General features: G+C 49.3%; 9 protein-coding genes, 2 pseudogenes and 1 riboswitch. Of the genes and pseudogenes, 4 read left to right on the forward strand and 7 right to left on the reverse strand.

Annotation, left to right across the window (positions count from 1 at the left end; translation table 11 throughout):
* Position 1 precedes the first annotated feature (1 nt).
* From R6U41_RS04830 to R6U41_RS04845, 4 genes and pseudogenes are all read left to right on the forward strand, one after another.
* Positions 2 to 523, forward strand: coding sequence for a (Fe-S)-binding protein (locus R6U41_RS04830; RefSeq protein WP_410268705.1), 522 nt, complete (start codon positions 2 to 4; stop codon positions 521 to 523).
* Positions 524 to 542: 19 nt separating this feature from the next.
* Positions 543 to 1,621, forward strand: a pseudogene (gene arsB / locus R6U41_RS04835) (ACR3 family arsenite efflux transporter).
* Positions 1,622 to 1,911: 290 nt separating this feature from the next.
* Positions 1,912 to 2,289, forward strand: coding sequence for a hypothetical protein (locus R6U41_RS04840; protein WP_410268706.1), 378 nt, complete (start codon positions 1,912 to 1,914; stop codon positions 2,287 to 2,289).
* Positions 2,178 to 2,912 (forward strand): annotated as a pseudogene (locus R6U41_RS04845) (transposase); the annotation flags it as partial. The gene R6U41_RS04840 and the pseudogene R6U41_RS04845, both read left to right, overlap by 112 nt.
* A 137-nt stretch (positions 2,913 to 3,049) precedes the next feature.
* On the opposite strand, the gene R6U41_RS04850 reads toward R6U41_RS04845, so the two are convergent.
* From R6U41_RS04850 to R6U41_RS04880, 7 genes are all read right to left on the reverse strand, one after another.
* A complete protein-coding gene (locus R6U41_RS04850) occupies positions 3,050 to 6,574 on the reverse strand; it encodes a S8 family serine peptidase (RefSeq protein WP_410268707.1) in 3,525 nt (1,174 codons plus the stop codon).
* Between the two features lie 14 nt (positions 6,575 to 6,588).
* A complete protein-coding gene (locus R6U41_RS04855; protein ID WP_410268708.1) occupies positions 6,589 to 9,912 on the reverse strand; it encodes a hypothetical protein in 3,324 nt (1,107 codons plus the stop codon).
* Positions 9,913 to 10,153: 241 nt separating this feature from the next.
* Entirely contained in the window at positions 10,154 to 10,474 is a 321-nt protein-coding gene (locus R6U41_RS04860) for a cupin domain-containing protein (protein WP_410268713.1), read from the reverse strand.
* 114 nt (positions 10,475 to 10,588) lie between these two features.
* Positions 10,589 to 13,033, reverse strand: coding sequence for a hypothetical protein (locus R6U41_RS04865; protein WP_410268709.1), 2,445 nt, complete (start codon positions 13,031 to 13,033; stop codon positions 10,589 to 10,591).
* A gap of 128 nt (positions 13,034 to 13,161) precedes the next feature.
* Positions 13,162 to 13,266, reverse strand: a riboswitch (cyclic di-GMP riboswitch).
* Positions 13,267 to 13,754: 488 nt separating this feature from the next.
* The gene (locus R6U41_RS04870) at positions 13,755 to 14,069 is read right to left on the reverse strand and encodes an aldehyde ferredoxin oxidoreductase N-terminal domain-containing protein (protein WP_410268710.1); all 315 of its coding nucleotides are present in this window, start codon (positions 14,067 to 14,069) and stop codon (positions 13,755 to 13,757) included.
* Positions 14,069 to 14,191 carry a 4Fe-4S binding protein gene (locus tag R6U41_RS04875; RefSeq protein WP_410268711.1) on the reverse strand — a complete coding sequence of 41 codons (123 nt, stop codon included), beginning with the start codon at positions 14,189 to 14,191 and terminating at the stop codon, positions 14,069 to 14,071. The genes R6U41_RS04870 and R6U41_RS04875 overlap by 1 nt, the downstream gene beginning before the upstream one ends.
* 369 nt (positions 14,192 to 14,560) lie before the next feature.
* A partial coding sequence (locus R6U41_RS04880; protein WP_410268712.1) for a metal transporter occupies positions 14,561 to 16,225 on the reverse strand: 1,665 nt, incomplete at its 5' end.

Raw genomic sequence — 16,225 nt, forward strand, 5'->3', positions numbered from 1 at the left:
AATGCTGCTAAAGTCCTACACAAAAAACATCTTCCGGCCGAAGTGCAACCCGAGCTTTGAATCGGTGCACTGCATTGCCCGGCTGGACCAGGACATCTCGGCCGCCCTGCCCTACCTGAATGCAGAGCTGGGCGGTATCCAGTATTTCAGGGATCCGCCCGCGGTCATGCTCCACGTGCACGGCAAGATGATCAAGGTCGGGGCTGCCGAGATTGCTATCAACGCGCTCGCAGATGAGCAGGAAGCCGACAAGATCATGAACTGGCTCAAAAACGAGATCAACCGGGTCTGGGCGGAAAAAGACACCATCACTCCCAGCGAAGAAAGCCGGGCAAAGCCGCAGATATTTGAAATTCTAAAACTTCTGCCCAAAACCAATTGCAGAAAATGCGGACAGCCTACCTGCATGGTCTTTGCCGTTCAAGCCGCCGAAGGCGGCCGCGGGGCTGAGGACTGCCCGGAGATCGACCCGGAAAACAAGGAGAAGCTGGACGCTTATCTTTCCGAATTCAAATTTGAATAGTACTTTTGGAGAAAAAAACATGACCGAATCCACCGCAAAAAAACTGCCCCTTCTCGACCGGTTTTTGACCCTGTGGATCTTTCTGGCCATGGCCGCAGGGGTTTTGGCCGGCTACTTCTATCCGGGGGTCACAGACCTGCTGGATCATGTGACCGTGGGCACCACCAACATTCCGATTGCCGCCGGCTTGATTCTGATGATGTATCCGCCCCTGGCCAAGGTGCGATATGAGAAACTCGGCGAGGTGTTTCGGGATTACAAAATTTTGGGCCTGTCCCTGGTGCAGAACTGGGTGATCGGTCCCGTTTTGATGTTCCTGCTGGCCATTGCATTTCTGTCCGGCCATCACGAATACATGGTGGGCTGATCATAATCGGTCTGGCGCGCTGCATTGCCATGGTGCTGGTCTGGAACGAGCTGGCCCGGGGCGATGCCGAGTACTGCGCCGGACTGGTGGCATTTAACTCGGTTTTCCAGGTGCTTTTTTTCTCTGTTTATGCCTGGTTTTTCATCACAATTCTGCCGGGTTGGTTCGGGCTTGAGGGCGCGGCCGTGGATGTCACCATCGGCCAGATTGCCGAAAGCGTGTTCATATACCTGGGCATCCCGTTTATCGCCGGGATTATCTCGCGCTTCATCGGCCTGAAGACCAAGGGCAATGACTGGTACATGGAAAAATTCATCCCCAAAATCAGTCCGCTCACCCTGATCGCGCTGCTGTTTACCATCGTGGTCATGTTTTCGCTCAAGGGCGAATACATCGTAAAGCTGCCGCTTGACGTGGTGCGCATCGCCATTCCGCTTTGCATCTATTTCGTGGTTATGTTTCTGATCACCTTTTACATGTCCATGAAGTTCAAGGCCACCTACGAGCAATCCACCACGTTGTCGTTTACCGCGGCATCCAACAACTTCGAGCTGGCCGTTGCCGTGTTCGGCATCAACTCGGGCGTGGCATTTGCCGCGGTGATCGGCCCGCTGGTGGAGGTGCCGGTGCTGATCTCGCTGGTCAATGTGGCCCTGTGGTTTAAACGAAAATATTTCCCGTATGCCGTGGAAACCCCGACCGGAGTTTGCCACATGACTTGCAAGGATTAAAAAACATAAGGAAATCCGGCACAGACAGGAATTTCAGAGATGAACCCCTCAAAACTCCCAAATTCCAATAATGGCGGGGGTTTTCGGTGCCCGTCCTTGTAAGGCCCCTCTTAATATATCGTGACCATACCCAAACAATCAGATTGTTTCAGCTTTTCATGCATTTTATGCTTGACTTATAAGACCCTACCATATATTGTATGGGCATGGTTCATTTCCACATCAAAAAGAAAAAGGGAAGACCCTACTTATATGTCCGGGAAATTGCCCGTGTCGATGGCAAACCTAAAGTGATTTCCCAGACCTACATCGGCTCTCCGGCTCGGGTAGCTGAACTGGCCAGCGAACAGGATACGGAGGTCCATACGCTCAAGGTCGAGGAATTCGGTTCTCTCTGGCTTGCGCAGCAGATCGATCGGGACATTGATCTTGCAGATATCATTGACGAGCATATTCCCCGGGCCGACCGGGAATCCGGTCCCAGCATGGGCGAATACTTCCTTTATTGCATCTGGAACCGGATGGTGGAAGCGGTGAGCAAAAACCAGCTTGCAAAATGGTATGGACACACCGCAATCCAGCATATCCGGCCAGTGGATCACAACTTCCATTGCATTACAGTGTATATCCGGGCAATCTCCATGACAGTCGGCACTTTGAAGCCATAATGGATGAGATGTTCGGCATCGTATGCGGGCTTTACGACACCAAGCAGCGGCTTACGGTCGTGATTGACAAGGGCATGAACTCGGAAGACAACTTCACCTGGATTGACAAACACTCCAGGATCCACTTCATTACAACGTATTCCACTTATTTTGCCCAGGATTTAGCAACGGTTAACCTGGATCATTTTGAGCCCGTTGACATGGAAAAGAACCGTCAACTAAAGGCTTGCGGCCAGGAAGAAGACTGCCTGCTTGCATATCGGACCAAAGGTGAATACTGGGGCAAAGAGCGAACGGTAATTATCACCTACAACCCGAGAACCGCCAGAAAGCAGGGGTATACCCTCGAAAGCAAGCTGGAGATGCTTCGCAATGAACTGCTTTCCATGCGCGCAAAGGTCAAAGCAAACGACTCACCCCAATGGCGGGATCCGGAAGTCATAAAAGAGCGGTATATATGGCGCTGCCAACAACTGCACATATCACCGGAATTTTATCAGCTGGCATTCGAGCAAACAAAAGGCGGCCTGAAAATGAGCTTCCGCAAAGATCCGTACCAGGTGAACCGGAAAGAAGCCATGCTCGGAAAAAACATCATCATTACAGACAACATCGACTGGAGCACCCGGGAAATCGTGGAAGCGAGCATAGATCGCTGGCAGGTTGAAAACCGGTTCCAGGTCAGCAATAATGATGACATCGTCGGCATCCGACCGATACGGCACTGGACGGACAGCAAGATCCGGTGCCATTTTAGTTTTCAACCTCTCCACAAAGCCTCCTCAGCACGGCGACTCGCATTCAAGTCCAATCGGGGAATCACATTAGCAATATCCCGTATTTCCCTGCCATCCACGAGAATGATACGGGGTGCATTTACCACCTTTTCTCCGGTAATGGAATAGTGTATATTTTCCCATTTTGTCTGTACGGCTGAAGTCAATATACGATAATAAAGTCGATACCCCGATCGCAGTCTCTTCCAGGCCTCTTCAGGAAGAGTATAGGTTGTTGATTCACAGGCCTTGAACAAAAGATCATCAAACCAGGAAGCGAAAAAATTATTGGATGTACGTTCACCAGAACATTGGTCCTTAAACAAGTCGGGATGGGTTGCGATTTCCACAGCATAATAGGTGTCATGTCCCGGATTCACAAAAAAAACGGGAGAGGGCTCATGAATTGAATACCTTTCGGGTCCCATGATGGTTGGCAGCAGACGTTCTGTGATATCCATTCTGGTGGTTCCCTTCCGCCCAGACTGCTGAACAACATCCTTAACCCATCTTTCAAATGCGCTCTCGCTTAATTCCGCTCCTTCATAGACCCAGATTGCCTGATGTCCCCTCAAATCAACATGAATGTTGTATTGTCCCAGGCCAATTCCGATATCGCTTCCCAATTCCTCCAATGCCACACGAGCCAGTTCTAGAGGACGCATGCTATTGGTTCTAATATCAACTGCGCGTCCCGCAATATGCTGACTGTTATTAACTCCTCCCACCGAATCATTGTAGGTAGGATGTCGATAAGCTGATTTGACAATGAGCGAAGATCCGATCCTATCCCGTATATTCTGGAGCCCCTCAATCAGTTCCACGGATATGCGTGCATATCTTGAATTGTCTGAAACCATCTCCTTCACCTTGAAATGGGGGGAAAGGAATTCTTCCATCCTGCCGCTCACCTCAATCAGGGGGACTATACCATTACCGACGTGATCCCTGTAATCCACACCATCCATTGGTGAACTTACCTCCTGGAAAGTGGCGCCACTGGGGAAAACGACAGTTCGAGATGTACCCCCGCTACCACCGTCAGTCACCCCTGGCCCTCCGGTTATCTGAATATGTGGAGCAGTACCTGCTTCATTATCGCTGATGGTAACATTATGATTGGACCAGGCATTGTCATCGGCTACATGCAATCGGTAGTAAAGATTATTGGCCTGCCTGAGTCGATTCCAGACGTTTTCAGGCAAACGGTAGGGGGTGTTCTCCTCCAGACCATCCTGCCAAGAACCGTAGAAATTATTTGCATTTCGTTCATTCCCGTAATTGGTACTATCAAACAATTCCGCCCGAATAGCCACTTCCACAGCATACAACCTGCGCTGTCCTTTGCTGACCTGAAAATTTGGGGACAAATCATTTCGGTTGATTGTAGCCGGTGCAGTTATGGATGGTCCTGTTCCGACAGGAGTAGCAGGTCCTGATGAGGATTGGATCCTGATTAAAGGCGCACTGGCCGCCTCATAATCATTGGTTGTGACAGCATGATTGGACCAGGAACTGTCATCCGCCACGTGCAACCGGTAGTAAAGATGATCCGCGTGTTTGAGCCGGTCCCATACATCCCGGGGCAGGTGGAAAGGCGTATTCTCTTCCATGCCATCATGCCATGATCCAAAGAAGTTGCTGTTATTCCGATCGATACCATGGACTGAATTGTTGAACAGGTCCGGACGAGTGGCTACTTCCACAGCATAATACCGTCGACCACCGGTCCCGATCTGAAAAGTGGGCGGTGAATCGTTTCGATTGATCGTTTCGGGTGCATTGATCGAGAGTTGTCCGGTTGATGTTCCTCCCCCGCCACCGAAATTCCGCGCTCGTTCCACGGCCTGCAAGGCATTGACACGACCATACCCGTAAAAGCGGCTATGGCCATTGCTTTCATAGTTCCCCCCTGCTGAATCAATACGGTCCGTGGTCTCTTGCAAAATCCGGCGTACATCTTGAACCCGCAGGTTTGAATTTACAGATAACAAGAGACCGGTTATACCGGCCACCAATGGTGTGGCAGAAGAGGTGCCACCAAAATCGTCCGTATAATCCAGATCACCAGACGGATGATGGGCTCCTGTATCCGGATCAGGGTTATATCCACTGCTACCGCGTCTGTCTACTGTGAATATCCTGCGCTCTCCTACGCTGCTGTCACCGCTGGAAGGAGCACAGATAAATATCTCCGGACCATAATCACTGTACCAGGAGCGACGCTCATTGCTGCTGGAAGCCGCCACTGCCATGATATCGGGATTGGAGGCATATCCATCATTGCTAACCGATTCATTTCCGTTACCGGCCGCCCAGAAAATCGGTATCCCCAGTCCATTACGCCCCTGGTTCACACAGTATCGAATGGCAGCACGTACATTGTCCGGAAGAGGATCCATAGCTCCGGTCCCGTCTGCAGGTCCCCAGCTGCAGCTGATCACATCAGCCCCCTGATCCGCCGTCCAACGAAACATTTCTGCTTCCTCGACCACTCCTAAAAAATCGGGATAACGTACTGCTATCAAGGAACAATCCGGTGCGGATCCAAAAGCACGTACCCCCTTTGCAACCGCTACCCCTGCACAGGCAGTACCATGTCTGTCTCCACTGCTGTTGGGACCCCCATCCGCCGTGCCGGATGCAAAATCATACTCGGCGCTGATTTTCCCTGAAAATTCCGGATGTCCGGTATCCACCCCATCATCCAGTATGGCAATCTTGATTTGACTGTTGCCCCGTGTGATATCCCAGACATCTACCACTCTGGCTGTTTCCAGATGCCACTGTCGGGAAAGGTACATCGAACGATCAGCACGTTCCCTGTCCGTAGATGCTTCCATGCCAGGTTCAAGCAACATTGTTCCGGTTTGTCGTAAATGGCGACGCCGAATAAAATTGGGGTGGGCAAACTCTACCAGACCTGATTCATAATAGATGTTGGAAAGAACAATCGGACCATGTTCCCCTTCCGCCTCCGGGGCTTGTAATACAAACCCATTTTCGACATAAGCCTGAGCTTTCAGAATCAGTACTCCATAACGGTAATTAAATTTCTCAATTTCATCCAGACTCACATTTGATTTGAACTGGACCACAAATTCACGATTGACAAACATCAGATCATCAATCCGGTTTGCCGCCCGCTCTGCATTCCGGCGATAAGCCACAGCCGCATATTCCACCGGTGCTTCTTTTTCCAGATTTTTGACCTCAGCGACCAGATCCTGCTGTTGTTTTTCTGGCTCTGTTCGTCGACTGATGGCAGCCGGATTGATATTGTAAATCTGCAGACCATAATTGGAAATAAAACCAGTATGTTCGGACTCTTCGTGTAACAGATTGAAAGCACGACGAGACAGATCAGGATCGCGCGAATCACGTCCTGCCCGGTAACGTACCGCAAAAACACGGGGCTCGCGTACTAGACGGATCCGTTGTCCATTAGCGTAATAATATGTATTTTTGCTTTCCTGATAATCGCTTCTGTTTCCGGAATTCTCAGCCATCTTCTATTCCTCCATCAAAGATCAAGAAGATCTTGCGTCAAACTGACAGGTACAGTGGTATCCAGATCCCATACCATCCATTCGGTCATCTCTGCTTGCTTGTTACTGAAAATCTTGATAACGCGAAATTCCAGTGTCCGATTCTCCAGATAGGTTGTCAATGGCAGGATCACAGGAATATCCGCTACAGGCATATCACCGGTAAGTTGTGCCCGATATTGTTCGTTGATACCCTGGATACGTGCTTCCACATCAAGACGGATCAGGTTGTGTTGGGCCATGTTCAGAAGATTAATGAATATAATATTGCTATGGATATCTTCAACAAAACTACGAATTTCCTCGATGGCAACCGGATCTCCCGGAGGATAACTATATACCGGTTCCATTTCATTTGATGCCTGTACAGTATGCGTCTGCCCGGGTGAAAGAGATATTTCCACTGGAATCTTTTGCGCGATACCTCTTCCTGAATATTGCACCAGATCCCTGATATCAATGGTTCGTTCAGAACGATTTGTAATTTTGATTTTTCCGTTTCCCGCCATTTTTTCCAGAGGTCCCTGTTCCCACGGACCGCGGATATGATCCAGTTTGACCATTAGATTGGCCTCCAGTATGGTTCCATCAAAAAACTCGAACCGGACACTACCCATCAGTCCCGGATGGTTCAAAATGTTTTTAGTCAGTTGCCAACGGGGGAGATCCATTCTAAAATAGGCGCTGATGAAGAAACTGTTTGCCTCCAGAGTTTCGGTTGTTATGGATGGATCCACCAACCATTCCGTAATGACCGATTCTGTTGTCACTTCCGTAGGATAGTGGATGACAGGCTGGGGATCATAGAGCTGCAATATTTCAAAAATTTTTTTGCGTTCAAACATAAACAGGTCAGGCTGGAGTGTGGTTCGCATCTCAACTTGGTTATTGGCCGGCACTTCGGTATCAATAAGAGCATGGAGAAATAGAAGAGGACGATATGGATCCGATTCATTAGCAGAACGCCGTCCAATACAATAGGCGGCAGGATTTACAAGAAAATGCCCGGGCTGCTGCAGGGAACGGTAAACACGATAACGGGATGTTCTCATTTCAATAATTTCTTCATACTGGCGATAAAGTGTCTCGCCTAATGTGAGGGCATTCTGGCAACCGATGGTAGCCGGCACACCATTCCGGATCTCCTGATAAAACCGTCCCAGTCTGTTACAGGGCAGCAAAACCGGCATTGTTTGCCAGCGCACCTGGGTTCGTATTGAATATTTCACTTTTTGCAAGAGAGTAGCAATGCTGGAAACAATTTCCAGCTGAGGACGTACAACAGCCGCGGTCGATAAGACTGGTTTCACTGCAACGGACGTGGGACGTGCCAGCATATCAGCAGATGCTTTCCGATCACCGCGAGTGACATGACCATCCGTTTCCCGCTGATAACGCAGTTCTGTCTTTGATTGGACGTATGTCAGGGTAGTGGCATCAAAAAAACTCCTACCCTGGAAGGAGTTTACATCACTGGCAGAATATAGAACCGGCGTATACAGAGCCTTCCCCCCATACGCCAGTTCAAGGTCCTTTTCCCGAACAGGAACATACCCGCGGAATGTATAGGCAACCCTTACCCGGGGAGGAATAGACTGAAATCCTTCCATCGCCAAGGCACCATAGGCAAGTCGAACCCAGTCATTCAGCAATGACAGAGTCGCTGTTACTGTACCGCCAATCTCTTCAGATACAGCTGAAAAAACATGCACCCTGACCTGGCCACTCTCCTGGTCAATGAAGGGAATCAATAAAAACACAGACAGGGTTTCGAAAGAAACAGGTTGATTATTATCATGGTTTTCTCTCGACAGGGCAGAGGATGTTTCCTTGCTCATCACCTGCCGGAGACTCAGACGAATTGAAGCACTCAATGCCGGTTCTCCTGTACTGGTTGCTCCTGTCCTCCTGAATGAAAACAGGAAAGAACTATTGACAGGATCATCAGTCGGTGACGGCGAGATTAACTCGAATTCGGGTGCATACCAGCATTTATTCTGGCTCATGCGATCATGCCACCACGGTGCATTGACATCATGAACAACAGGCAGGCTGACCGGTCTTTCTTTTTGAGGCAGTTCAATCCTGACGTCATCCAGCATCACATGTTCTGACACAATTTCTGGCTTGTGAATTACCGATGGGTTGGGATGGACAATGGCAGAGGTGTCGGGCCGTGTAGCCAACGAAAAAGATGAAACACTATTGCCCATCTTTGCCAGCTTCATACTTCCTTCCCGCCGATTGCGCACATCAGGCGGAGTGGAACGAACGCGGCTGGGAACATATCCTGTCATTGCCGGATGATTTGCCTGTTCTGCTATAAGATGGACGAAATCTTCCCTTTTATATTCATCCAGCATACCTCCAATCATTTGATCCAAGGATGCATTTATCTTGTGGGATTGAAGTGCAGGACCAGTAATCGTTTCTGTATAGTTGAGATGGAAACTTTCGTGAGGGCGTCCCCGCAATATATATTCCGGTTCCACTCCGTCCATGCCGGCTTCACGACGCATAATGACCATGACGTTGCGCATGAAAAACTGTATAAGGATATCCTCCGGAATATCTGCTGGATTATCATTGTCATTGTGTACTGAAATCAGACCCTTTTCAGAAAGTAAGGGAATCAACCGGTGCAATTCAGCTTCGGAAAGCCGTCCCTGACTATTCACCTGACCGGTGAAAAAATCATGGATACGACTCCATGAGCCGGTGAGTCTGATCACCTTTGAAGATCTGCCACCACGATACTGAACAGTGGCCTCAAGGTTCAGACGAGACGGATTTCGATCCAGTGCTGAAAGAACATCCAGTGATTGCCATCGGTCCAGATAGGCGATTATACCTGCCCGAGCTTCGGTGCCACTTCCCTCGGCCCGGGTAATGATCAGGGATGATTCACCATCCTCCTTCCAAACCAGCTCATAATCAACTTTCCTCGTAAAAAGGCGATGAATCTCACCTCTTGCATAATTTTTCATCTTTTCCAGCACTGCCGGCAACACTCCCACCTGACAGTCCATTGTAAGAAGACCTTTATCAATTAACGGATGGATAGACTTCTCTTGCGGACCGGGCCGATGCTTGAGAATCAGCGACAGGGAAAATAACGGCCCTCCCGACTGGCGACGAACAAGTCGTGGGGCAGGTGACAAGATATGCCTTGTCTCACCTGAATCTCCGGTTGTTTCAAGAACAAGTACTTCCGTGCCGTCATTAAGAAAAAATGACTGCAATCCGGAGAAGACAGATTTACGGAAATCAGAACGGGAACTGGCAGTCTCAGTTGTCATTACATAGAAACCTTTTTTGTGGAAGCGACAAGCCGCGACAAATTTTCCGGCTTTGACATCATTCCGATCAGAATCCAGAACCGAACCGCAGAATCTATTACTACTATCCTGCGGGCCCGGATTCCGTTTCAATCTGGAATTGATTCCAATCTTCCTTGCCGTATACCGTTAAGGAAGCGAAACCCCATCGTGAGAAAAAGATCCTGTTCATACTGGTTGACTTCCAAACTTTGAATACCTGCTACTCATGAGAACTAGCTATTGATAACCTGCCAGATTTTAGATAAATCATGCCCTTACAAGAAATGTGATCCTCCGACAACCAAGGCGGAGCTGATTCAACTTCAACCCAAGCGGGTTCACTGACGGTTCTTGCGTAATGGATCAGCCCTGGTTCTATGCAAAGTGATTCTCCTTCACGAACGAAACAACCACGTCCTCCACAATCTACGTAAAGTTCACCACGCAGTACGTGATAGATTTCCTGCTTGTCCTCTGTTATCCTTACATGGCATCCAGGATAGGCGCTTATGAGTTCCGCCTGAATTCTCTCGATCTTAATGTCATTCTATAGAAATCTCCTGCTATCGCGGTTTATTTCTTGTCTCAACGACCCATATATCAAGCGTTAGCAGAATTTAAATCATTTATCCTGCGGCCACGGTCCTTAATCTATCTAAAGTTGATTCCAGCCGTTCTTACCTGACAGTTCTTCAAGTACACCATGATCAGCTGGTCGATCAGTCATGTTGCTGCTTCTTTCCGTTCGTTCACCGGCAGGTTCTTCTTCGCCAGGAGGCGGCGACATTCTTGATTCACCCCTGAAATCGTAACCAGAGAGTGTCTCCCCTCCCCCTTCTCCCCGTGCACGGACTTCCCGACCACCTGGAGGAGCCCCAACATCAGGTTCTGCGGGTTCTGGCTCTCCACCCGGTGGCAGCGGGACTGCCGGTTGTCCATCCTCTACAGCTTCTCCGACGCGTGGCGCCTCCAGCGCCAGTGCCCGGGGTGCCAGACGACGGGTACGGACTCCTTCGTCATCTGGTTTTGGCACATGTACCATGAGCGGACCGTTCCCCTGCCCCTCGATCCAGGGTCCTGTCCACGCCATTCCTGCACTGAAAAGGGTTCCCTTGACATTGACAGATACACGATATTTGTACCGTGGAACATAATCCGGCTGGCCTGTAAAGATCTCCCAGTATCTTGAATCATCCTGATCATCATTGTTCCACTGGAATTTGACTACCGGACGTTCACTTCCATCAATCTTGCGACCCTCGGCCTTGAATTCCACTGTCACCACCTGGGTGTTGTCCTGCAGCACCACATCAATATCGATGGGACCGACTTCGAGTTTCCCCACAGAATCGGCACGAACCTCAAGGATTTGATCGGTTGTGGCGACACCTCCCTCCGGGTCAATATCTACCACATTTTTTTCTACATCCACTTTGACAAAAGGGTTATCCGTCATTCCCATGGGTTCTGACAAATGAACACGACGGCGTACATAAGCCACATCCGGCTTCCAATCAGCCGGAGCATTACTGACTTCATTTTCTTCCCGACGTGCAAAGGCCGGAGTCCAGTTACTCTGATCCGTGGTATCGGTACTTTGAAATACATGCGATAACCATTGCTTGTTGCCCGTATGGTCCGGATAACCGATTTCAGCTGAAAGAAAAGCCGCTGGCTCACCGACCCAGTCTTTGGCAGGATCAGGCCAATTAACCACCGGCTTGACAATCCTTGTTACCTTGCGACCGATCTCTCCCATGATCAGCCGGGTGAAATATTTTCGTTCCGCTTCAGGATCATCCTTGATCTCGTTGTAAAAACCTTCGAAAGAAGAACTGATCGTTGTGGGTTGTAGATATCGCTGATAACGGGTTTCTTCATAGTGGAGATTGAGGTGCTGCTCATCCCGTCGGTATTTGAGCGCCAACCCACCTCCTCCCCCGAAAATACTGCTGAAAATGCCCCCACTGGAAGCCTTGGCTGGTTTAACTTCGGGGGGAGCTGGTTCAAAAATTCTCTGGGTTGCCTGATCCATGAAACGTTGCAGTACCATATCAACCCGCTTGTCAATTTGCTCTTGCATCTTCTCAGCACCCGGCAAGGTGCCATCTATGGCCATCTCAACCTGAATATCGCCATTGATACGCAATTGGTTGAATTCAGCTTTGATATCGGCACTGAACCAGAGATACCGAGCGTTTGCGTGTGCTGAAAAATGCTGGAAAATCCGATCCCATTCGCCCGTTATCTTCAGCCAGATTTCCTGGCTCCACATCGGCAGGATCAGGTGCTGGGCAGCAACGATGGGACTGGCTCCCCCCTTGAAACCAGCCCAGATCAATTCACTAGGATATTGTCCGATTAAACCGGCATAAGCGTTCTCACCACCCGTGACAGAACCAGGTCCCTGTCCTTGCAAATTCCAGGCCCAGGCATCCAGAGTGGAGCGGTTTATAGCACGTCCATGAATCACCTTCCGGTTCAGGTCCGCCCGTCGGACCAGACTCCGTGTTCGACCAGGAGGCACCCCACCACCAGATGCTCCGCCACCAGAAGCCCCTCCAACTCCACCAACCCCGGTCAATGCACCGGCTGTGGTGGGAATATTCTCGGCGGGTGCCGTTCCGTCCGCACCAGGTGCCAAATTGGTAATGGCCGTCCGATTATCACGGATCGGAGCGATCCTGAACATCGGAGCGGCCTGGCTTCGCCAACCCCAGTATCGATCATCATCTCCACGGAATTTTGCTAAAACCTGTTGTTCTGCCTGTTGAAGCACAGAAGTTGGATAGCGGGATGTTGTTGTGAATGAAAGCAACCCACCTACAACTTCCGCCCTGCCTTCCACACCCACATGAGTCTGTTCATCCAGAACTCCTACAAAATGGATGTGCCTGAATTTGAAATCCCCTACATCCCCGAAACGGGCCAGACGTACTTGCCCGGGAACCCAGTAATAAACCGGAGGTTTACCTTCCCGCTGTAAATGATCATTATTTCTGTCTGGCAGGTAAAGTATTGTATATTGTTGCCCCTGTTCATCGTTGACGACGAATTCTTCAAATCCGCCTGTAAATACGGGTCCGACCGCATCAGTCATTTTGGGTTCCTCCTTGTTTATTTAATTTTGTAAATTTAGAATAAAAAAATGGATCACCCTAACGTCCCTACAGATTTTCATAAACCATCTTCGATAAAGGACTCAAAAAAAAGCCGAACCACCACGTAAATGGCAGTCCGGCTATCTTGGAACCGAATCAACGATGAAAAGCGCTACTGAAAAGATCCGTGACTTTCCGTCCCAGTCTTACGGCTGGTTTGGCTTTATCATAATCCTTATATGTGTCCGAAAAACACGGGTGTCAAATATTTTGGGCAAATTTTTTAAAAAATTTTTCCGATCTTGTAAAATGCACCATGCGGCTATGCCCCGGCAATAATCCGAATTCTGGGTATTGAAAAATATCAAATTCAAGGTGCAGCCGTGGGAAAGCGCCAGAATATCGCCAACGCTGGCAAGTAGTGCTTTCAGAAAGGATGGCTGTGACCACTATTTAAAACAAGCGGCAAGCCTCAGATTTGATTGGAGCTAAACCAAATAGATCCCCGGTGATCGGTGCTGTGCGATATTTTTTTACTCCCATCCCCACTCATCAAAATACTCTCTTTTAAACATCAACCGGAACCATCGGAAAAACCTTGAGCATGCCTATATCCTGCCATTCCTGGAGATATGGATACAACCGGATGTTATCTACAAGTGAACGGCTGAGCTTGCCAAAGCGTTTGCGATCAGTCACCGTGATCATAGCCCGCATATTTCAATTGGGCCCCAAAGGAATATATCCTCCTGCATCACACCCGCCGCCGGTGTCGCTGCCAGGAAGTTTTCCCACCGCATACATCCGGGATGAGGACGGCAAATCCGTTCCGACAAGAGCGCCGACTCCCGGTACAAAAACGCTTTCAGGATACAGCGACAACGCACCTGAAGGTATCAAATCCGACGCCAGCTTGATGCAGGTTCCCAAACCGCCCACATAATCCCTGACATTCGTTTCACCTATTGGCTCAGTCCATGTCCGCTGTTCGCTCAGATTTCCATGCAGAACCTGTCCGGCAATTCCCCCATCCATTATGCTTCTCCCTCTTTAAGCCCTTTGGTAAGGGCATTGAACAAACAATGATCAACACAAATACCGCATGCCATGCACTCATCGGAGAACGAGGCATGGTAACTTTCTGCCCGGGCGTCCACCCTTATATGGGCGACCTAAGGCTGGAAACATTTTGCATATGCCCATGAACAAGCAAGCTGACAACGAAAACATCCGGAACAATTCTCCTGATTATAAAAAATATGATACTTCATACCGGATTCCTCAGGAGAGTTCTTACGGTAGGAATGCCAGTTACCCGGCACCCCCCGCACAGACCCGGACGTGCGGTTTTCCCGCATCCGGTTCCTCGGTTGTACTCGCCTCCGCGTAAGGCGTTTTCACTATGCAAAGACCCGATGTTTCCTGTTGACCATCACCATTTTTGGCTTGGCTACTCCCAAAAGGTCATGAGTCTGGCTGTTTTGGGCAAGATCTGAGCGGCCGTAAAGGTTAGATGGAAAACAGATTTATTTCTTGTCCGAAGACTTCTTTGTTTTACCTGATTTTGACCTTTTCGTAGCCGCCGCCTTTTGCCTTGTCTTCTCATTTTCTTCCTGTTCCACATCCAAATGAAAGCGAACAGGCCCCCTGGTGTTTTTTTCGCCAAAACGCATATGTAATGCATATTCAGAGGTAGGCAGAGACCAGGATGTGGCAATGGCAACATGCCCTTTGGGAAAGGATGTAACTTCGGCGTCCACATAGTCCAGCGGCGCCAGGGCAGTATCCCTTTCTACAAGCCTGTCGCTCTCTCCGTAGCAAATCAGCCACCGGATTTTCTTTTCCTGAATGCGCTTCATGTTTAACTCGCGGCCGAAAGCCCTGAAAGGCAAGGTGCCGTCTTCGCTGATCGGGGTATTGTAGGAGGCGAAGCTGAGTTTGGTGATTTCTATGGGAAGATCATGTCGCTGATGGACAATCCAGTAATTTAGGGCAGCCACCGTCTTGCTGATCCTGCCACCTCTTGCTTCCAGGTTGCGGATCATGGCCAGATCCCTGTAAAAGGCGACCATGGGGGCTTCATCCTCGATGCTTTTGATTTTGTACACCCAGCTCATAAGGCTGCCGTCAGCAACCAAATTGCCGGTATCCAGCCTTTTCGTGCCATATGCCAGATCGTTAAACCGTTGCGGCAGCCTCCCGAGAAAGCTGGTAAAACCAGTGCTGCGGGTCCCGTCAATAGGAGCCACGCAGGTGAGATGAGTATCCACCAGGTCATCCAACTCTCCGGACAGCAGGTTGGCCAGGGTGATCAGGCCGCCCTGGCAGTAGCCGTTTAAGGTCAGGGGCCGGCCGTGCCTTTTTTTGATCTTTTCGCAAAAAAACTTCATATCCCTGATGTCGTCTTCCAGGGTTATGGATTGCACTGCAGGGTTTTCCCCGATGTCTTTCAGGATACGAACATACGTTGGAATGCCCTGATTGGCGAAACAATGTACATAGCTCTTGTTCTCCGAGGGCAGAAAGGCCAGGATGTCAGCCCCCAGAACATAGGGATGAACAATTAGAATCGGCTTGCCGTCTTGCCGTACTTCTGTCTCTTTTTCCGTTGGAAGAACCTGGTAGATCATGAAGCGGTCTGTCTCGGCAATCAGTTCATATCCTCCCCGTTCGAAGTGGAAGCCGTATTCATCGGCAATATCTTTGATCTCTTGAGGAAAGCGCCGGGCTATGACTTCGGTTGCCTTTGCGTTATGAGCAATAAAATCAAAAATCGTCTCACCTTTCTGGTCACCGTTAAAGCTGTTTAACCAGGCGGGAAAGGCCTTGCGCAAATCAGCACAATGGTAGTCAAGGGCAGCTTCCAGGCCGCCTAACTGCCCCCGGGAAAATATTTCCCCATTGTATTGCAGGAGGTTTGTGTATTGCAACACAGTGTCCAGGGGATTTTCTGTCATAATTCTAAGACTTTCAACATTATTGAAATAAGTCATAGCCTTAAACATAGGAAAATAAAAATCCCTCTGATATTTGAATAAAGCCAGCCAATAGTTCTGGGCTGCAGAGAGCAGGTTGGCGGGAGTAATAAACATCTTCATCCCGGTTTCCAGACAGGGTTCAAAGACTTTAGCAATGTTTGGATTTTGGCTTTCTTGATGTTCTGACATATTACACCTGTTTTTTCTTAAGGG

This window comes from Desulfosalsimonas sp., assembly GCF_046483245.1.
Classification (GTDB): Bacteria; Desulfobacterota; Desulfobacteria; order Desulfobacterales; family Desulfosalsimonadaceae; genus Desulfosalsimonas.

Excerpts from the sequence above, each read along its gene's own strand:
- R6U41_RS04830 (WP_410268705.1), top strand. The coding sequence starts at position 2 with ATGCTGCTAAAGTCCTACACAAAAAACATCTTCCGGCCGAAGTGCAAC.
- R6U41_RS04850 (WP_410268707.1), bottom strand. The coding sequence starts at position 6,574 with ATGGCTGAGAATTCCGGAAACAGAAGCGATTATCAGGAAAGCAAAAAT.
- R6U41_RS04855 (WP_410268708.1), bottom strand. The coding sequence starts at position 9,912 with ATGACAACTGAGACTGCCAGTTCCCGTTCTGATTTCCGTAAATCTGTC.
- R6U41_RS04865 (WP_410268709.1), bottom strand. The coding sequence starts at position 13,033 with ATGACTGATGCGGTCGGACCCGTATTTACAGGCGGATTTGAAGAATTC.
- R6U41_RS04870 (WP_410268710.1), bottom strand. The coding sequence starts at position 14,069 with ATGGATGGGGGAATTGCCGGACAGGTTCTGCATGGAAATCTGAGCGAA.